The 18,868-nt window shown below is 57.4% G+C and carries 18 protein-coding genes and 1 tRNA gene; 7 read left to right on the forward strand and 12 right to left on the reverse strand.

The features are described from left to right. Positions 1-108 precede the first annotated feature (108 nt). Complete coding sequence (locus LC334_RS15775) at positions 109-1,029, forward strand: AraC family transcriptional regulator (RefSeq protein ID WP_085801396.1); 921 nt, start codon at positions 109-111, stop codon at positions 1,027-1,029. 55 nt (positions 1,030-1,084) lie between these two features. Here LC334_RS15775 and LC334_RS15780 read toward each other — a convergent pair whose 3' ends face one another. Together LC334_RS15780 and LC334_RS15785 are read right to left on the reverse strand one after the other, a co-directional pair. Next, positions 1,085-2,053 carry an NAD(P)-dependent oxidoreductase gene (locus tag LC334_RS15780; protein WP_085801397.1) on the reverse strand — a complete coding sequence of 323 codons (969 nt, stop codon included), beginning with the start codon at positions 2,051-2,053 and terminating at the stop codon, positions 1,085-1,087. Between the two features lie 51 nt (positions 2,054-2,104). After that, positions 2,105-2,551 carry a cupin domain-containing protein gene (locus LC334_RS15785; protein WP_085801398.1) on the reverse strand — a complete coding sequence of 149 codons (447 nt, stop codon included), beginning with the start codon at positions 2,549-2,551 and terminating at the stop codon, positions 2,105-2,107. Between the two features lie 115 nt (positions 2,552-2,666). On the opposite strand from LC334_RS15785, the gene LC334_RS15790 reads away from it, so the two are divergent. Then, a complete protein-coding gene (locus LC334_RS15790) occupies positions 2,667-3,575 on the forward strand; it encodes a LysR family transcriptional regulator (protein WP_085801399.1) in 909 nt (302 codons plus the stop codon). A 58-nt stretch (positions 3,576-3,633) separates the two neighbouring features. On the opposite strand, the gene LC334_RS15795 is transcribed toward LC334_RS15790, so the two are convergent. From LC334_RS15795 to leuC, 7 genes are all read right to left on the reverse strand, one after another. Next, positions 3,634-3,710 (reverse strand) — tRNA-Pro (locus LC334_RS15795). A gap of 83 nt (positions 3,711-3,793) precedes the next feature. Continuing rightward, the gene (locus LC334_RS15800) at positions 3,794-4,267 is read right to left on the reverse strand and encodes a GNAT family N-acetyltransferase (protein WP_085801400.1); all 474 of its coding nucleotides are present in this window, start codon (positions 4,265-4,267) and stop codon (positions 3,794-3,796) included. Continuing rightward, complete coding sequence (gene leuB / locus LC334_RS15805) at positions 4,264-5,370, reverse strand: 3-isopropylmalate dehydrogenase (protein WP_085801401.1); 1,107 nt, start codon at positions 5,368-5,370, stop codon at positions 4,264-4,266. Before leuB ends, LC334_RS15800 begins: the two co-directional genes overlap by 4 nt. 82 nt (positions 5,371-5,452) lie before the next feature. Then, positions 5,453-6,493 (reverse strand): endonuclease/exonuclease/phosphatase family protein, encoded by a 1,041-nt coding sequence (locus tag LC334_RS15810; RefSeq protein WP_223413035.1) that lies wholly within the window; start codon positions 6,491-6,493, stop codon positions 5,453-5,455. 35 nt (positions 6,494-6,528) lie between these two features. Beyond that, a complete protein-coding gene (locus LC334_RS15815) occupies positions 6,529-7,368 on the reverse strand; it encodes a hypothetical protein (RefSeq protein WP_223413031.1) in 840 nt (279 codons plus the stop codon). A 363-nt stretch (positions 7,369-7,731) separates the two neighbouring features. Next, positions 7,732-8,337 carry a 3-isopropylmalate dehydratase small subunit gene (leuD, locus tag LC334_RS15820; RefSeq protein WP_085801403.1) on the reverse strand — a complete coding sequence of 202 codons (606 nt, stop codon included), beginning with the start codon at positions 8,335-8,337 and terminating at the stop codon, positions 7,732-7,734. Positions 8,338-8,349: 12 nt separating this feature from the next. Continuing rightward, a complete protein-coding gene (gene leuC, locus LC334_RS15825) occupies positions 8,350-9,753 on the reverse strand; it encodes a 3-isopropylmalate dehydratase large subunit (protein ID WP_085801404.1) in 1,404 nt (467 codons plus the stop codon). Between the two features lie 222 nt (positions 9,754-9,975). Between leuC and LC334_RS15830 the strand changes: the two genes are divergently transcribed. Next, on the forward strand, positions 9,976-10,752 hold the full coding sequence (locus tag LC334_RS15830) for a GNAT family N-acetyltransferase (RefSeq protein WP_176237726.1): 777 nt from the start codon (positions 9,976-9,978) through the stop codon (positions 10,750-10,752). Here the strand turns inward: LC334_RS15830 and LC334_RS15835 are convergent. Genes LC334_RS15835 through LC334_RS15845 form a run of 3 tightly spaced genes read right to left on the reverse strand, consistent with a single transcriptional unit; the run spans position 10,742 to position 12,457 of the window. Then, the gene (locus LC334_RS15835) at positions 10,742-11,248 is read right to left on the reverse strand and encodes a hypothetical protein (protein WP_139836457.1); all 507 of its coding nucleotides are present in this window, start codon (positions 11,246-11,248) and stop codon (positions 10,742-10,744) included. The genes LC334_RS15830 and LC334_RS15835 overlap by 11 nt on opposite strands. 10 nt (positions 11,249-11,258) lie before the next feature. Then, on the reverse strand, positions 11,259-11,963 hold the full coding sequence (locus LC334_RS15840) for a response regulator (RefSeq protein ID WP_085801407.1): 705 nt from the start codon (positions 11,961-11,963) through the stop codon (positions 11,259-11,261). Beyond that, positions 11,960-12,457, reverse strand: a complete 498-nt coding sequence (locus tag LC334_RS15845) for a MarR family winged helix-turn-helix transcriptional regulator (RefSeq protein WP_085801408.1) — start codon at positions 12,455-12,457, stop codon at positions 11,960-11,962. Before LC334_RS15845 ends, LC334_RS15840 begins: the two co-directional genes overlap by 4 nt. A gap of 164 nt (positions 12,458-12,621) precedes the next feature. Between LC334_RS15845 and LC334_RS15850 the strand changes: the two genes are divergently transcribed. The 4 genes from LC334_RS15850 (at position 12,622) to LC334_RS15865 (ending at position 18,705) form a co-directional block, all read left to right on the forward strand. Then, the gene (locus tag LC334_RS15850) at positions 12,622-13,488 is read left to right on the forward strand and encodes a branched-chain amino acid aminotransferase (protein ID WP_085801409.1); all 867 of its coding nucleotides are present in this window, start codon (positions 12,622-12,624) and stop codon (positions 13,486-13,488) included. A gap of 403 nt (positions 13,489-13,891) precedes the next feature. After that, the gene (locus tag LC334_RS15855) at positions 13,892-14,887 is read left to right on the forward strand and encodes an HlyD family secretion protein (protein ID WP_085801410.1); all 996 of its coding nucleotides are present in this window, start codon (positions 13,892-13,894) and stop codon (positions 14,885-14,887) included. Continuing rightward, positions 14,884-17,580, forward strand: coding sequence for a ribosome-associated ATPase/putative transporter RbbA (gene rbbA, locus LC334_RS15860; protein WP_085801411.1), 2,697 nt, complete (start codon positions 14,884-14,886; stop codon positions 17,578-17,580). The genes LC334_RS15855 and rbbA overlap by 4 nt, the downstream gene beginning before the upstream one ends. Next, the gene (locus LC334_RS15865) at positions 17,581-18,705 is read left to right on the forward strand and encodes an ABC transporter permease (protein ID WP_085801412.1); all 1,125 of its coding nucleotides are present in this window, start codon (positions 17,581-17,583) and stop codon (positions 18,703-18,705) included. It abuts the gene before it with no gap. Positions 18,706-18,868 lie beyond the last annotated feature (163 nt).

Raw genomic sequence — 18,868 nt, forward strand, 5'->3', positions numbered from 1 at the left:
TTACACCTCCGGCTAATAGCTACACGATGCGATGAGTGGTTCGCCAGATCGCTTCATTACGCTATAAGAACGGTAACCTGAACGCGAGAGTGCTGAATCATCATCCAAATGCAACCGGCCCCGATTTCCATCAGCCATCGTGGCGTGAATCGCGCGATCAGTCTGATCCAAAGGGATCCGGCTGCCTCTCTGGATTTGGATGAAATCGCAGATACCGCCTGTCTCTCCAAGTTTCACTTCTGCCGCCTTTTCCGGCGTCACATGGGTGAAACTCCGGTTTCATTTCTGTGGCGAACCCGTCTGGAACACTCTGCGCTGGTTTTCGACTACGGCGCTAGTAAATCCATTACCGAAACAGCTTTGGAATATGGCTTTTCAAGTCCTGAGGCGTTCTCGCGGGCGTTTTCAAGGACCATTGGCCTTTCGCCCAGGTCTTTCCTGTTCAATACCGACCCAACCACGCCTAAAGTAGCGCCGGAAGTTCAGGAACACACGCAAGCACAGGGCGGTCTTCGACTGGAGAAAATTAGTCCCGCCTTCGATACCCGTGTTCGCATAGAATATCTGCCTGCTTGTCAGGTTGCCTTCCGGCGCAGAAAGGGCCCTTACAATTATTATGGCAACCGTCACAGCGGGATCGGAGATGGGTTCAGGGAGGTCATCGGTCACGCGCATCGTCAAGGGCTTGTGACAGCGGATAGCATCGCCATCGGGGTCAGCCACAACAGCCCAAGGCTAACGCGACCTGAGCACTGCCTTTATGATATGTGTGTCTCAACGGACAAGCATGTCACCCATGCACGAAATCTTGACGTCCAAACGCTCGCCGGTGGGCGGTTCGCAATTCTGAGCGTAAACTGTCCAACCTATCTGATCGCCGAATACTGGAACTGGCTGACATTCGATTGGTTGCCACAAAGTGGCGAAACACCGGGTGTGGGTTCTTCGTTCGAGCGGTACGACGTGGCCGAACTACGCTCAAACCCCACATCCGGGCACGTGGAATTATGTCTGCGACTTCGCGCGTAGAAGCGGCAGCAGAAGGTCAAATGCAGCCGCAAAGCCCTTGCTCAAAACACCTAGTTCACTCCGCCGCCTGGACGCGGGAAGAGCCCTGAGGGATGACTTCATATCCAGCCTCTTCGGGTTCGTCATCCAACATCTCGGGTGGGAAACCCGGCGCGAGGATCGACAGGCCGGTCGCATCTTCAAGGCGTCGGATGATGTTGGGTGACAATTCCCGATCACCGTAGCGTTCTATGCCATCGTCGAAAATCTGGCAGATCAGGGGAGAGATTTCCAACGGTACATCGTTACGCTCGGCAATGCTCTGGAACAGGCCCACATCCTTTTTCACCAGATCCATGGTGAATGAAATATCCCGCGAGCCGTTCAGGATGACCTGGCTTTCGGTCACATGGGAAAAGCTGTTACCCGAGGAAATCTTGATCGCCTCATAGGTGGTATTCAAATCCATGCCGGCAGCTTTCGCTGTGACAAGCGCCTCGGCATTGGCGACCAGATGCACGGTGGCAAGATAGTTCGTCAACACCTTGAGCATCGAGGCCGAACCAAGCTCACCGGTATGCAGGATACGTCGGCCCATGGTCTTAAGCAGCGGCAGAATGCGGTCGAAGGTGGCGCGATCACAACCTGCGAAAATCGAAATGTTGCCGGTGTCAGCCCGGTGGCACCCGCCCGATACCGGGCAATCCACGGCGGCACCGCCTGCGGCAATAACCATTGCTCCAAGACGTTCGGCCTCGGCCTGGTCGGTGGTCGACATCTCAAGCCAGATCTTACCCTCTTTGATCTCGGGCAGCATTTCCTGCATCACCGCATCCGACGCGGCAGGGGACGGTAGACAGGTGATCACCGCATCGCAATTGCGCATCAGCTCGGCAGCGTTCTCGGCGGCGCTGGCACCTTTCGCCACCGCCGCATCGACGAGATCCCGGTTCAGATCAAGCACGGTAAGATCAATACCATTGCGCAGCAGGCTACCTGACAGCTTTCCACCGACATTGCCGAGGCCTATGAATCCAACTTTCATCTCATGTTCCTTTTCCGTTTTGAGGGGAGGTAGCCCTGATAGTGACCGCGGTCAGGCAGAAAACCGATACTCAATTGTTGAAAACGCATCCTCACCGAAACCATACGCAAATTTCAAGCCTTCCGGCCCGGCGACGACACCATGTTCGACATCCGATGGGATGAAGACCGCAGAGCCTGGGCCAACCTGATAGTCAACGCCGTCCAACGTCACCACACCCGACCCGGCGAGGCAGAAATAGAACTCTGGCGGCGTATGCCGGTGCGGATGCAGCATCCCGTGAGCTGGAAAGTTGGCAACGCCAAGGACCAGACCGTTTGAGGTGGTCAGGTCGCCCGAGATCAGGGTCTGCCAGGTGACGTTGCCAAAGGTAGGGTCGAAACCGCCTTCGACGGGCTGGTCAGCGAGATCCGCCACAAAGCCGGCGCCCAAAACCGAAGGTTTTTCGGCAAGGTTGGCTGCGTGGTTGCCCGTCAGGCTGTTTGAAAGAGCGGACATGCCGAGTGCTCCTGATCGAGAATCCGTAAAGACATTAGTGAAAAACATCGCCCACTTGCCCTAAAAATAAAAATGATAAATAACGCAGTTTACCACATAAATAATTTGGTGATAAATGGCAGGCAAAGGGCAAATAAATCTCACATGGCTGCGCAGTTTCGAGGCCGCTTCGCGGCATCTCAGCTTCACTGAGGCCAGCACCGAGCTAGGATTGACCCAAACCGCGGTGAGTCTGCATATCCGATCGCTTGAGGAACAAGTGGGCAGCAAGCTCTTTCTAAGGCGTGCCCGCCACCTGACGCTTACGGAAATCGGCCAGGCCTATGTGACAACCGTGCGGCAGGCGTTGTCGGATATCGATCTGGTATCGGCAAGCCTGTTCGGACCGATGACGAGCAGGATGATCACCATAAAAGCGCCGATTTCGACCGCGACGCTCTGGCTGACACCGCGATTGCCGTTATTCAGGCGGGCCTTCCCCGGCATTGATCTGCGCCTTGTGTCACATATCTGGACCGAAGCGACACATACTGAAGGCGTCGATATCGAATTGCGTCTCGGCCGCGGCAATTGGACGGATGCGCAATCCGAAAAACTGTCGAATGAATTCATCGTTCCGATCTGCGCCGAAAGCCAGCAAGGCAACATCAAAGAAGTGGCTGACCTTCAGCGCGGCCCTCTAATCCACATTCTAGGGCATGAAGGCAATTGGGAGCGATACTTCGGCGCCAATAGCTGCGCCATGCCGCTAGATGTGCCGCAGTATTTTTTGGACACCTCGATTTCCGCCATGCAACTGGTGGCCAGCGGCGGCGGATATGCCACGGTCCTGACACGTCTGATTGAAACCCGCGGCGGGATCGCGTCAGGCATTGCACCCGCCGGGCACACCATCCCGTTTCCGGATGCGCATTATCTGATGCGGCGAAACTCTAAGCACGCCGTACGACCGGAAGTCGAACTTTTTGAGACCTGGTTGCGCGAGCAATTCGCACAAGACACTGATCCAACGGAGTTGGAGTAAAGACCTTGATTTTCGCCCCACAAGCAGCGCTCAAGGTTAGTCCAGCTATTTGAAAATCTGGTCGGAGTGAGAGGATTCGAACCTCCGGCCCCTGCCTCCCGAAGACAGTGCTCTACCAGGCTGAGCTACACTCCGACCGTGCGCTAGCCGATTAAACGCCCTTAGCCGAATATGCAAGGCTGAAAGCCAGGTGCCGCTTGGTGTTTGGCCAAGTGAAACTATACCAGTCTCCGACGAAAATCCGAGAAAGTTTCGGCCATGATCCGAAAAGAGTGCTTATCATTGCCCGGCGCGCCAATGCTGGCGTAAAATGTCCGTGCGGCTAAATTATCCCCGTCAGTCTGCCAGTCAAACCGCGTGCAGCCTTCTGCCTCGGCAATAGTCAGAAGTCCCGCCAACAACGCCCGGCCCACCCCTTTGCCACGTGCCCTTCCGGTCACGAATATCTCTTTCATGTATAGTGCGATGCCCGCCCCTGCGGGCAGGGTCAGACTCCATGTGGCAAATCCGACCGGTCGCGCGCCATCATAGGCCATCAGGCATGACACATGCCGCCCGGAAACCAATAGCGCCAAAACGCGGTCTTCCTGCACCGGTGTCGCCGGGGAAATTTTGTAGTGCTGCAGGCACTCGCGATAAAGGGCCAGAAAATCTGCCTGCCCTCCTTGCGCAAACGCCCTGGTTGTTATCATAGGCTGGCGTCGAGCGCCCCGACGATGGCGTCGCCCATTTCCGAGGTCAAGCTGGCTTGGCCCCCTTCGGCCCCCAGCAAATCGCCAGTGCGCATACCATCCGCCAGCACCTTTTCAACCGCTGCTTCCACGCGGGCCGCATCCCCTCCCATGTCAAAGCTGTAGCGCAGGGCCATGGCAAAGCTAAGGATACAGGCGATCGGGTTTGCCTTGCCCTGACCGGCGATGTCCGGCGCCGAGCCGTGCACCGGTTCATAAAGCGCCCGGGGGCGGCCATTGGCCATCGGCGCCCCCAGCGAGGCCGAGGGCAACATGCCCAGAGAACCGGTCAGCATGGCGGCACAATCAGAGAGGATATCGCCAAAGAGGTTATCCGTCAGGATCACGTCAAACTGCTTGGGCGCCCGCACCAGTTGCATGGCACCATTGTCGGCATACATGTGGCTCAGCTCGACATCAGGGTAGTCGGCATCGTGGATGTGTTGCGTCACCTCGCGCCACAGGATACCCGATTCCATCACATTGGCCTTTTCCATCGAGCAGACCTTGCCCGAACGCTTGCGCGCCAGTTCAAACGCGGCGCGGGCGATCCGGTCGATCTCGGATTCAGTATAACGCTGAGTGTTGATCCCGACCCGCTCGTTACCCTCTTCGAAAATGCCGCGCGGTTCGCCGAAATAGACGCCGCTGGTCAGTTCGCGAACGATGACGATATCCAGCCCTGCGACGATGTCTTTCTTAAGCGATGAGAAATCCGCCAGCGCGTCGAAACACTGCGCCGGACGCAGATTGGCGAAAAGGTCCATCTCCTTGCGCAAGCGCAGAAGGCCGCGTTCCGGTTTGACCGAGAAATCCAGATCATCGTATTTTGGGCCGCCCACTGCGCCCAACAGCACCGCATCAACCTCCTGTGCGCGCGCCATCGTATCGTCGTGCAGGGGCGTGCCGTGGGCGTCATAGGCGGCGCCACCAACGAGATCTTCGCTGACATCAAAACTGACATCGCGCTTGGCGCCGATCCAGTCGATCACCTTGCGGACCTCGGCCATCACTTCGGGGCCGATCCCGTCACCGGGCAGAATAAGAAGTGAATGGGGGCTCATGTCAGAATTTCCTTGGCTAGACTTGTCTCGCCAACCGCCTAGCGCGATGACCCGGAATGGTCAAGAAAGCCGGGCCACCCGTTCAATCGTCGCCGATTACCACATCCACCCAAACCAGCCTGTGACGGGTAGCACGGCGCACCAGTTCTTCGTCCTCTGTTCCCCTTGAGGGCCAGTAGACACCGCTACCAGTGACCGTCAGATCAGACGATGGTAGGACATAATCCACCCGCAACGCCCCCGGCCCCGGAGCGGGCCAGTCGGCAGTATCAAGCCGCGCATCGCCTGCATGGGACAGATCCTGTTCCGCATTTCCAGTCCTCATCGGCAATGGGTCATGTAGCCGATCATCATCAAGCAATGCCTGAATGGCCTCGCGCCGTCCGTCACTGTCTTTGGGGTCAAGGTTTGCGGCCCCGATCAGTGCAAAGGCACTCTCCGGCGTCGGTCCGAATTGCCCGTCGAGATACAGCTTCCAGAACATCAACTCGTCATGGTTGCGCCTGCCGTTCCTATCCTCCGGTCCGTCAAATACTGGTGGTGAGGCATGGAACACCATCAGATCAAGCTTCGCGTTTTCGAGCACCACCGGCACCACCCAGTGACCCACCGTAGAAAGCCGCTGAACGGCGAAGGCTTCGGTAGACGGAAACGGCGCGCCACTTATTTCAGGTGGGATGCCGCCAGGCAGATCGCTCCAGAGCAATGCACTGAAATCCTGAACCTGCGAATGATCAATCGGGAACCGGGAAAGAACTGCCATGCCACTCTGACCGGCAAAGTCGCCATAGCCTTGCGCATCGCGTGCTTCGCCCGCGCGGCCATCGCCATCCATATCCAGCCCGGTCCGCAGCCCCGTATTCGGACGCAGCGCAAAAAGATGCGGATAGTCGGTGCCAGTGTCGGCGATAACGTCCCGCAGCGCTGACAAGGCCCGCAGACCATAGTCATAATCGACGCGCTGCAGTACCAGAATATCGGGCGATACCCGTGCGATGACCTGCGCCACGGCCGCGACCTGAGGATCATCGCCCGCCAGAATGTCGCGCAGCAAGAGACCCGGACCGTCGCGATCCAGCTCAGTGTTGAATGTGGCTATTCGGATTTTTTCTGCGCCGACCACCCCGGCGGACAACCAGAGCGCCGTCAGCCCTGCAATCAGGCGCGCTGCAACCCGTCGGCTTCGGCCTTGGCATAGGCGCGGCGGCGCTTTTCCTCGATCATATCCGCGATCCGGCTCATGGCGATGCCACGCATCAACATACTTGCCGGAAGAAATGCCCATGCCGTCATCGTCCAAATAAGGGTTTGCGGGTTGGCGATTGAAATCGGGTCTACCATATCAGATGCCATCTTAACCGTTGCCGGGATCAAGAATGGCAGCAAACTTCCTAACACAATGTTAAGACCTGCATCGCGCTTAAGGCGGTTCAGGACATCGCCGCCCCCGGTCGGGTCGAAAAGCGGCAGGTTGACCCAGACATTGAACGCCCCATTGCGCACGGGCCAGCCGAAGAGACGCACCAAAGTCAGGAAAATGAACATCATCATCAGCGAGACCATGTAGGAGATGCCGGCTGCGGTCCGCACAGATGTGATCAATTCGGCATCTGCATCGGGTGGCATCATCAGCACGACCATGCGTACCGGAGAATAGGGAAAGTCAATCGCATGACCAAGGCCGTCACCCAGTTGGGTCAGCAGATTGGTCAACTCGGTCGGGTCGGTCTTACCGCGGCAAATCAAGGCCAGGAAAAGCACGGTCAGTGCCAGCCCGAGGAATTTCAGCCGGTTGAAGGGTGGCGCAAAACGGAATTCGATGATGCTGGGATAGCGGCCATAATATTCAATAAACGTCATGAACGACGCAAGAATGGCGAGGACAACCACTATCTGTGCGGTGTCTGCTGCCGTGGTCGGCAACAACAGCGACGGTGTTGCGACAAGCAGAGCCACCAACATCGCACGCGCCAACGCACTCGTCACTTGTGAAATCACTGTCCGTTCCCTTCAAACTGGTCGACCGCGGTACGATGCCGCGCCCTTGTTCCAACTTGATCCCGCACATTGTGGCGGCTTGCCTCATTCGTGCCCAATTTTTGCCTTCTTTCACTTTGCGGCTCAAGTCATGGTTAATATCAGTTCAGGTTTAAGGCGAATTGATGGAATTAGTGGTGCGAGATTGCATCAATTTAGGATCATAAAGGCGGCTTCTATACGCAAGCGCACAACATATTGGGGTTGTTGGGTATTTTGCCACCAACGCAGTCTAAGTTTCGGCGACAATCCCGTTAATCCGATACAATTGAAAACGCCGCCCGCAAATTGCGGACGGCGTCAGCTCAAACCCATCAGATCTATCTAAACCCAGGGACGCTCTGCGGCGGCGCGTGCCTCGAACGCATCGACGGACGCCTTTTTCTCAAGCGTCAGGCCGATATCATCAAGGCCCTCCATCAGGCAATGTTTCTTGAACGGATCAACATCAAAGCTGAACACCTCACCATCGGATGTGGTGATGGTCTGTGCCTCAAGATCGATTTCCATGCGCGCGTTGGCGCCTTTCTCTGCATCTTTCATCAGCACATCCACGACCTCCTGTGGCAGGACGATGGGCAGGATGCCATTCTTGAAACAGTTGTTGAAGAAAATATCGGCAAAGCTGGTCGAGATGACGCAGCGGATACCGAAATCCTTGATCGCCCAGGGCGCATGTTCCCGGCTCGAACCACAGCCGAAATTGTCACCAGCCACCAGAATTTCTGCATTGCGATATTGCGGCTTGTTCAGCACAAAATCCTCGATTTCCGAGCCGTCGCGATTATAGCGCATCTCATCAAACAGGTTCACGCCAAAGCCGGTGCGCTGAATCGATTTCAGAAACACCTTGGGGATGATCATATCCGTATCGATGTTGACGAGCGGCATCGGCGCGGCAATGCCCGTGAGTTTTTCAAACTTTTCCATCGGTCTCGCTCCTTACATCAATTCGCGGATATCGGTCAGCCGGCCGGTGAGCGCGGCAGCCGCCGCCATGGCCGGGGACACCAGGTGGGTGCGACCCTTGTAACCCTGACGACCTTCGAAATTACGGTTCGACGTGGCCGCACAGCGTTCACCCTCCGACAGTTGATCGGGGTTCATCGCCAGACACATCGAACAGCCCGCCAGACGCCACTCAAAGCCTGACGCCTTGAAGATTTCCGCCAGCCCCTCTTCTTCGGCCTGCGCCCGCACCAGACCCGAACCCGGTACGATCATCGCGCGCATGCCGTCCTTGATCTTCTTGCCCTTGACCACCTCGGCGACGGCGCGCAGGTCTTCGATGCGCCCGTTGGTGCACGACCCGATGAAGACGGTGTCGATCTCGATATCGGTCAGCTTCTGACCAGCTTTCAGACCCATGTATTCAAGCGAGCGGCGCGCGGCCTCGACCTTGCCGCCCTCGAAGTCTTCGGGATGCGGCACGGTGGCGGTGATAGGCAGCACGTCTTCCGGCGAGGTGCCCCAGGTCACAACCGGCTGGATGTCTTCGCCCTTCAGGGTCACGATCTTGTCGAAATGCGCATCTTCGTCGGTGTAGAGAGTTTTCCACCAGGCCAGCGCGGCATCCCATTGTTCGCCCGTGGGGGCGTGCGGACGGCCTTTGACATAGGCATAGGTGGTCTCGTCCGGTGCGATCAGGCCAGCGCGGGCACCGCCTTCGATCGCCATGTTGCAAACGGTCATGCGGCCTTCCATCGAAAGATCGCGAATGGCTTCGCCGCAATATTCGATCACGTAACCCGTGCCGCCGGCGGTGCCGGTCTCGCCAATCACGGCCAGCGTGATATCCTTTGCGGTGACGCCCGGTTTCAGCTTGCCGGTGACCTCGACCTTCATGTTCTTGGATTTCTGCTGAATCAACGTCTGCGTGGCCAGAACATGTTCGACCTCGGATGTGCCGATACCATGCGCTAAAGCGCCAAATGCGCCATGCGTCGCGGTATGGCTGTCACCGCAGACCACGGTCATACCCGGCAAAGTCCAGCCCTGTTCCGGCCCGACGATATGCACGATGCCCTGACGCACGTCCGAAACCGGGTAATAGTGAATGCCGAACTCCTTGGCGTTCTTGTCCAACGCTTCGACCTGGATACGGCTTTCCTCGTTGTCGATACCCTTGGCGCGGTCCAGCGTGGTCGGCACGTTGTGATCCGGCACGGCGATGGTCTTTTCCGGAGCGCGCACGGTGCGCCCTGCCATACGCAGCCCTTCAAAGGCCTGCGGGCTGGTGACCTCGTGCACCAGATGGCGGTCGATATACAACAGGCAGGTGCCATCCTCGGCTTCATGCGCCAGATGGGCATCCCAGATTTTATCATAGAGTGTTTTGGGGGACATCAGCCCTCTCCCATATGTTAGGTAATTTTCAAGATCGACAGGGTGGCGATACCCTATAGGGCGGCAAGCACAGTCATCGTCGCACCGAAAAACCGCCAGGGCAGGCGCGCGCGATCATCCATGTCAAAAATCCGTGTCATGAGGATGATCTACGCCTGCTGCCAAAAGACTTCAAGGATTCTATCTGTTAGGTTTCCGGCTGCGCGCAATCGGAGGAACCATGTGAGCAGCTATTTTGGAACAGAAGCACAGCAACGGCTGCAGAAAAAATCTGACCGCCTGACACCCTGGATCATGCGTACGCCCGGCGCCTGCCTGACAGGCCGGGTACTGGGCACGGATGACCCGGACAGGCTGGGCTGGGACGTGATCCACAAGCACCTGGTAGAAGACGGTGTTTTTTCCTTTCGTTGGGTCGATCAGACGGGGCTGGAACGCATCAGTCAGAAAGTCATGGATCTAGGCGCGTCGCTCCACGGGTGGCAGGGATACTGCAATAACGCCGACAACCTGTGCAGCCAGATCAACATCGGCCGTGAACGACCTCTCGCGCCCGGGTTATCGCTGGAAATCGCCACGGATAAGTCGATACCCGAATTGCAGGCGTTTCTGGCTGATCAGGGCATTGCTCCGCTTTCCGGCGCCGTTCTGGCGGGTCAAAATTGCCAAGCGTGCTCTGCCGTGATCCGAAACCGGACCGATGCAATTGTGGCCGCCGGTTTCGTGGGAATGCTACAGAATGAGCACTCTCCGCTGCATGATTGCGCCTGGGCTGGCCTGATCGCCTGTGACGAAAATGAGCGTGGCAAAGGTCTGGGCCGCCAGATCACGTCGGAACTGATCCGCATCGCCCTGGATCAATTTGGCGCACGTCGCGTCATGGGTTTTGCTGCAGCGGATAACATTGCGTCCGCGGCCATGCTGACCGGCTGCGGGTTGGAACCGACCAAATATGCGTCCTATGTGGCGACCTTGTCGACCACCCCCTTTACCCGTTGATCCGCCGCCGCGCCGACATCAGCAGTAGTTTCGAATAAGTGCGGTGCGCTCCGAGGAGACCCGAAAACAGCGGTCCCATTTGGGGAATACCCTGACCCGCAGACGGCTTCGGCGCCACTACAGACCCGAACAGCAGCCTTGTTTCTGGGGCTGTCGTATCCCCGACATGTTCAATCCCGAACCAGGACGAGGTCCGTCCAATCGCCTTCATCAGCAATTCCGTTTCGGTTCGCACCGTCATCTGCCAGGCGGCAAAATGCTCACTCGCACCTTCAGCCAATTGCCTTGCATCGTGATCGCTAGAGCGTATGCCGACGCACCGCAGCACCAGCCGTTCAGCCTTGAAAAGCGGTGTTGTGTAAAATGTCCCTACAAATTCGGCAAGCGTCACCTTGGCCTTCATTTCAGTGGCAAAGCAATCAGTGTAGTGCCCGGGCTTTTGAGAAAATCGCTCAAGTGCGGTGCCGGTGGGGATGGGATATGCACGTATATCCAAGACGCGGCCTTTAGTCAGGCACCAGCATATAACCTTCACCACGTACGGTTTGCAGATAGCGAGGCTGCTTGGGATCGGTTTCGAGTTTGCGGCGCAGACGGGTGATCTGCACATCGACAGCGCGTTCCTGCGCTTGCCCGCCATCGCGGCCCAGATCCTCGACCAGCTTTGTGCGACTGACCGGTTGGCGCAGATTTTCAACAAATATCCGCATCAGTTGTACTTCGGTGGCCGTCAGACGTACCACCTGCTCGCCCTGCATCAATTCCGAACGTTCGATATCAAACCGGATCGGCCCCATATGCAGCACCTTGGGCGCGGTGTTTTCCGGCTCCGGCGTGGGCATGCGACGCAGAATGGCATTGATCCGCAGCAGTAATTCCTTGGGCTCAAAGGGTTTCGCCAGATAGTCATCGGCTCCGGCTTCAAGCCCTGAAATCCGATCGTCGGTCTCACCCTTGGCGGTCAGCAACAAAATGGGCGTGGTGATTTCGTCCTCCCGCAGGCTGCTGGTCAGGGCTACCCCGTCTTCGCCGGGCATCATCACATCCATCACGATCAGGTCAAACTCCAATCCCGACAGAATGCGCCTTGCGTGGGCCGCGTCCCGTGCAATCGACACCAGAAAACCGTGACGCGCCAGAAACTTGCGTAGCAATCCACGGATACGCTCGTCGTCATCGACGATCAGCAGGTGGGGGGCTGGGTCACTCATGAACTGGTATCCCTTATCTGGTAATACTGCCGACGCATATCTGTATCCATCATTGCTTCAAGCACTTGGCGGAACCCTGATACCGCGTCGGGGCCTGCAACGCGATAGGCTGCGCGCATCCTTGCTCTCTGCGCATCGCTCAGCTTGCGTTCCAGTGTCACGCCGTCTTCGGTCAAAAACAGATTGCGTTCGCGTTTGTCATTCTTGCCGACCCGGCTGTCAACCAAACCGTCTTCGACCAATGTTCGCAGGACACGGTTCAGGGATTGTTTGGTAACGCCCAGAATGTTCAGCAGGTTATTGACGGTGGTCCCCGGCGCGCGCGCGATGAAGTGGATCGCCCGGTGATGCGCTCGCCCATAGGCCATACCCGAAAGGATGCGATCCGGATCAGCGGTAAAGCCGCGATAGGCAAAGAACATTGCTTCGATCCCTTGGCGCAGTTGCTCGTCGGTCAGAAACAGCAGGTTTTCGCCACCTTGCACTTCGGGCATTGCACACTCCGTTCACATTTCCCCGGCACGCTGTCATAATATGTCAGCTTTGTTGACATTCCAAGGGTGAACTGGTACCGAATCTCAGTTTTGGCGTAATATTATGACCGTTTCGGACGTATATTGCGCAACAAATGCAAATTTTGCCTTAAGAGGGGACCGAAATGACTGGCTACGACGACCGTGATGGCAATATCTGGATGGATGGCAAACTGATCGACTGGCGCGAGGCCAACGTGCACATCCTTACCCATGCGATGCATTACGCCAGTTCGGTGTTCGAGGGCGAGCGCGCCTATAATGGCAAGATCTTCAAGAGTCGCGAACACTCCAAGCGACTACATTTTTCCGCAAACGAACTGGATTTCCAAATCCCGTTTAGCGTGGACGAGATCGAAGCCGCCAAGCAGCAGGTTCTGACCACCAATGGATTGACTGACGCCTATGTACGCGCCGTCGCCTGGCGTGGTGCAGGCGAGGATATGGGCGTAGCCTCAGCCCGCAACCCTGTTCACCTGGCCATCGCAGCCTGGGAATGGGGCGCCTATTACGGCGATGCCAAGATGAAAGGCGCGAAGCTCGACATCTCGAAATGGAAACGTCCCAGCCCCGAAACCATCCCAGTTCATGCCAAGGCGGCAGGTCTTTACATGATCTGTACCACGTCCAAGCATGCAGCCGAGGCCAAAGGATGCTCGGATGCGCTCTTCATGGATTATCGCGGCTATGTGGCCGAGGCGACCGGCGCCAACATCTTTTTCGTCAAGGACGGCGAGGTACACACACCCCTGCCCGATTGCTTCCTGAACGGGCTGACACGCCAGACTGTAGTCGGCATGCTGAAAGACCGCCAGATCAAGGTACATGAGCGCCACATCATGCCTGAAGAAATGGAAGGGTTCGAGCAATGCTGGCTGACCGGCACCGCCGCCGAGGTCACCCCGGTCGGCCAGATCGGTGACTACACGTTCGAAGTGGGCGACTTGGCCCGTGAGATCTCGGAGGCCTATGAAAAACTCGTGCGCGAGTGACCCAACAAGCACCCGCAGCGAAACCCTGCGAGCCACTCGCAGGGTTTTCTTTTTCTGAATGGTAACAATACAGTTCGGATCGCCGTGTCAGCTACGCGGGGCTTTCCAGGCATTCGCGCCAGATACGCAACTGTCAGCAAGTCACACATCACATCGCAGTAAAGTACTGCGGTTGCCCAGTTGTTCGCTCCCAAATTATGCAAGTCAGGCATATCAAGGCATCAAGTGCCGACTATCCGAACGTTCAGTTACTCGAAGCGTCGACGGCAAGCTCAGGATGTTACGGGACATCTTTTCCTAAACGGCATCAATCTTAGCAGCGCGATAGTTTGATTCATCGCAAGGCGCTCTGCCCGGGTCGAGAATAAACTCCAGGGACCAATCAACCGTTAGTCCCCGGATCATGAAAAAAACGAAAACCGCAATTCTTGCCGTATCACTGCTCTTGCTATCAGGGGCACTAGCTTATGTTTTGCTCTCAGAAGACGGTGAAGGGTTACCGGAGGGCTTTGTTCAGGGCAACGGGCGAATCGAAGCCGAACAGGTCGAAGTAGCACCGACTGCTGCCGGTCGCGTCGCGCAGGTAATGGCGGCCGAAGGCAGCCTTGTTGTCCCAGGCGAAGTTCTGGTCAAGATGGACACTGACGAGCTTGCCGCGGCGCTTGACCGGGCCAAAGCCGAAGTAGCGTTGGCTCTACAGCGTAAGGCCGAAGCCGAGGCGGTGGTTGTCCAGCGTCAAAGCGAGCAGCGCAGGGCGGCACACGAGCTTGAGCGCGCCACGGTTTTGCTCGCCGGACAAACGATTTCCGAAACGGTTTTCGAAGAACGCGAAACCACACACCTTGTCGCTGAGGCCGTTCTTGGCGCGGCTAAGGCGCGGGTTGAAACCACCGGCAGCCAGATCGCGGCCGCCGAAGCAGAAGTGCGCCGGATCGATACCCAGATCGAGGATAGTTCGCTCTTCGCGGCCATGCCCGGGCGTGTGCTCTATCGCTTGGCGGAGCCCGGAGAAGTTGTCGGCGCGGGCGAGCCTATCCTGACGCTGCTCAGCCTCGAGAATATTTACATGGAAGTGTTCCTTCCAGCCCGCGAGGCGGGACTTATGCCTATCGGCGCCGAGGCGCGCATCGTGCTTGACGCCCTGCCCGACTATGCCATTCCGGCAAATGTCACCTTCGTCTCGCCAGAGGCGCAGTTCACACCTAAGCAAGTTGAAACGATGGACGAGCGCGAGCAGTTGGTCTTTCGCGTCCGTGTCCGCATCCCACAGGATCTGGTCTTGGGCAGGATAGAGCATGTGAAGACGGGGCTTCGGGGAGTCGCGGTGATCCGGCTTGACGCTGGCAAGCCATGGCCGGAAGCACTGGAGAGGCGTATTCCGCCAGAGTTATTCGAATGAGCACCGTGGCTCCGTCCGCCGCGTTTTGCATCGCTGACGTCACGCACCGGTATCGCAAACAAACAGCGCTGGACCAGGTATCACTGGATTTACCAGCGGGTCAGCTGGTCGGCTTCATCGGACCAGATGGTGTTGGCAAGTCAACACTTCTTGGCCTGATCACCGGTGCGAAGAAACTGCAGGTCGGCACAATCGACGTCCTGGGAGGACCGATTGATGATCCCGCGCACCGACGCCGCGTATGTCCAGCCATAGCATTCATGCCACAGGGTCTGGGCCGTAATCTCTATGCAGAACTGTCAGTGCGTGAAAATCTCGAGTTTTTCTCGCGCCTTTTCGGGCAAGGCCAGGAAGAACGTGACATTCGGATCACGGCGCTGTTGTCAACAACAGGGCTGGCGCCTTTCGCCGATCGGCCGATGGGCAAGCTATCCGGCGGTATGAAACAAAAGCTCGGGCTATGTTGTGCCCTGATCCATGACCCGAAACTATTGGTTCTGGATGAGCCAACAACCGGTGTCGATCCGCTGTCACGTCGTCAATTCTGGGCGCTGATTGGCGCGATCCGGAAAGACAATCCAATGCTTACAGTCCTGGTTTCGACGGCCTACATGGAAGAAGCTCAGAGTTTCGATTGGATCGTTGCGATGGATGCGGGCCGCGTGCTGTTTCAGGGCGCTCCGGAAACGCTGCAGGGCGAGGCCAAAGATCTTGAGGCTGCTTACCGCCAATTACAATCACAGGGCAAACCGCAACCCACGCGGAACGAAGCGCCGGCTCGTCGGATCGACACCGACCCCGTGATTACCGCGCATGGGCTGACAAAGCGCTTCGGAGATTTTACAGCAGTCGACAGCGTCGACTTCTCGATCAACCGGGGAGAGATTTTTGGTTTCCTCGGATCGAACGGCTGCGGCAAGTCGACCACAATGAAGATGCTAACAGGATTGCTGCCCGCAAGCGCGGGTGAGGCGCTGCTCTATGGCAAACCGGTTGATGCGCGCAACCGCGAGATGCGGCGCGAAACCGGCTATATGAGTCAGGCCTTCTCGCTCTATGGTGAATTGACCGTTCACCAAAATCTTCAGCTCCACGCGCGCATTTTCGCAATCGCCGACCGGGCTGCGCGGGTCGATGAATTGATGAACCGTTTTGGACTGAACACATACAGAGATAGACTGGCCGCCGACCTGCCGCTTGGCATCAAGCAACGCCTGTCATTGGCTGTCGCAGTGATCCATCGTCCACGTGTGCTGATCCTCGACGAGCCGACCTCTGGCGTGGACCCAGAGGCGCGCGATGAATTTTGGGCCCTCTTGATCGAGCTGTCACACGATGATGAAGTGACGATCTTTATCTCAACCCATTTCATGGCAGAAGCGGAACGGTGCGATCGGGTTTCGTTCATGCATGCGGGTCGGGTTCTTGCCGAGGGAACCCCGGAGGAGCTGATGGCTGCCGAGAGGTCAGACAGCCTGGAAGGCGCGTTTATTGCCGTGCTGGAAGCTGCGGAACCTCCGTCAGAGGTCGTGGCTCCTGTAGTCTCGATTGACACGATGAGAGAGGGGGCAGGTGGTGGTGTCGGGCGCATTCTGGCCTATGCGCGACGGGAAACCGTCGAAGTGTTGCGCGACCGGGTACGGTTGGCCTTTGCGTTTCTGGGATCAGCAATTCTGATGCTGGTTTTCTGCTTCGGGATCACGCTTGATATTGATGAGTTGAATTTTGCTGTACTGGACTTTTCACAAGACCCCGAGAGTCGCGCCTACGCGTCCGAGCTTGCGGGGTCACGATATTTCAAGCCCACCCCACCCCTAAATAGCGCTGCGGAGGGTCGCAGCCGACTGACCGCTGGCGACGTCTCGCTGGTGGTCGAATTGCCGCCGGATTTCGGACGCAAGCTGCGCGCGGGCGAGCCCACCCAGGTTCTGGCGACCGTCGACGGCGCAATTCCCTTCAAGGGTGAGACGGTAGAGGGCTATGTCGCGGGATTGCATCAGACGTTTCTCGAGGCGTTCGCCCGCGAAAAAGGTGCCCGCGAGCCCGGGATAGCACGGATCGAACCGCGTTTTCGATACAACCAAAGCTTCGAGAGCATCGCCGCGATGGCCCCCGCCATGCCTGCGATCCTGCTTATCATGCTACCCGCCGTTCTGATGGCGGTCAGCGTTGCCCGCGAAAGAGAACTGGGATCGGTTATCAATTTCTACGTGACACCGACGACACGGCTTGAGTTCCTGATAGGTAAACAGATCCCTTATATCGCCATTGCTTACGCCAATTTCATTCTGCTCGCAGGGATGACAATTTTAGTCTTCGGCGTACCGCTCAAGGGCGATCCCATCCCGCTCGCGATAGGAGCGTTCCTTTATGTCTGGGCGACCACATCCTACGGGCTTTTGATCGCGACCATGACGTCCAGCCAGGTCGCGGCAACCTTCGCAACAGCCATCGCCTCGGTGGTGCCCACGATCCAGTTCTCAGGCCTTCTGCAACCGGTCTCGACGCTGGAAGGCGGCGCCCAGGCGATCGGTTCTCTCTGGCCGTCCTCCTACTTTTTGCACCTGAATGTCGGCGCGTTCACCAAGGGTCTGGGCTGGGAGGCGCTTACCCCCGATATTCTGGCACTTGCCTGTTTCGGGCCTGTGCTGACCTTGATCGCAGCGCTCTCGCTGCGGGCGCAGGAGAAGTGAATGCGACGTTTGTCCTGCATCTTCTGGCTTGGTCTGAAGGAGATGATGAGCCTGCGCCGTGACTGGGTGATGATGGCCCTGCTGGTCTGGTCATTCACCTTGGCGCCGATCATGGAGGCGACCGGGGTCGCGAGTTCGGTCAACAATGCATCCATCGCGTTTGCGGACGAAGATAATTCGCCACTTTCACGCGCCTTGGCCGCAATTTTCTTTCCACCGGAATTCCAGCCCGTCGTCCAGATCGCGCCGGGTTCTGGCGCGGCTCATATGGATGCCGGGCGGTTCCTTTTCGTTGTTGCTGTGCCACCCGGTTTCGAGAAGGACATCCGCGCAGGCCGCTCGCCGGAAATACAGGTTCTGATCGACGCGACGGCGATGGAACAGGCAGGGATCGGTGCAAGCTATATTACCAACATTCTGAGTGCAGAGATCAGCCGCTTTGCAATCGGGGCAGACCTTTTGACCCCACCCCCGGTCGATCTAATCTTGCGCAGTGCGTTTAATCCCAACCGAGATACGGTGCGCTTTGCCGGTATTGTCGCCCTTATCGGCCAGATCATGTGGCTGACAACGATACTCACGGGTGCCGCCATGATCCGGGAGCGCGAACATGGAACGATCGAGCACCTGCTCGCCATGCCGCTTGCACCCTTTGACATTGCAGTTGCCAAGATATGGGCAAATGCAGCGGTGGTTCTGGTCGCGGCCGGGTTGTCTTTGACCTTCGTGATGCAGGGGTCCTTGGGGATCAATATTGCGGGATCGAAAGCGCTGTTTCTTCTGGGCACGGCGCTCTTTCTTTTTACCGCAACGGCGCTTGGGGTCTTTCTGGCAACAATCGCGCGCTCAATGGCGCAATTCGCGCTTTTGGTCATGCTGACCATCCTGCCCATGTTGATGCTGTCAGGTGGCGAGACGCCGATTGAAGGTCAGCCTGCCTGGTTGCAGGCGGGAACACTGTTCCTTCCGTCCCGCCACTACATGTCGGCCAGCCAGGCCATCGTTTTCAAAGGCGCCGGGGTTGAGATTGTCTGGCCGGAATTCTTGTGGATGGCACTGCTGGGAGCCGCGCTTTTGGCGATAAGCCTCCTGATCTTCAGGCGTTCGGTTTCGCAGCAGAATTAGGCGAGGGCGATAAAGCCAAGCCATGACTGTAGGCTGTCGGCGAAATTCGCTCGTAATCGAGCAACACCGTCCTGTCCAAAACTTGCTGGGCAAACGCACACGGACCACCTTGCTATGACGAGTGTACCGAGGCTTTCCAAAACCGAATTCATCTGTTGGTGCT

This window comes from Roseovarius aestuarii, assembly GCF_019966515.1.
Classification (GTDB): domain Bacteria; phylum Pseudomonadota; class Alphaproteobacteria; order Rhodobacterales; family Rhodobacteraceae; genus Roseovarius; species Roseovarius aestuarii.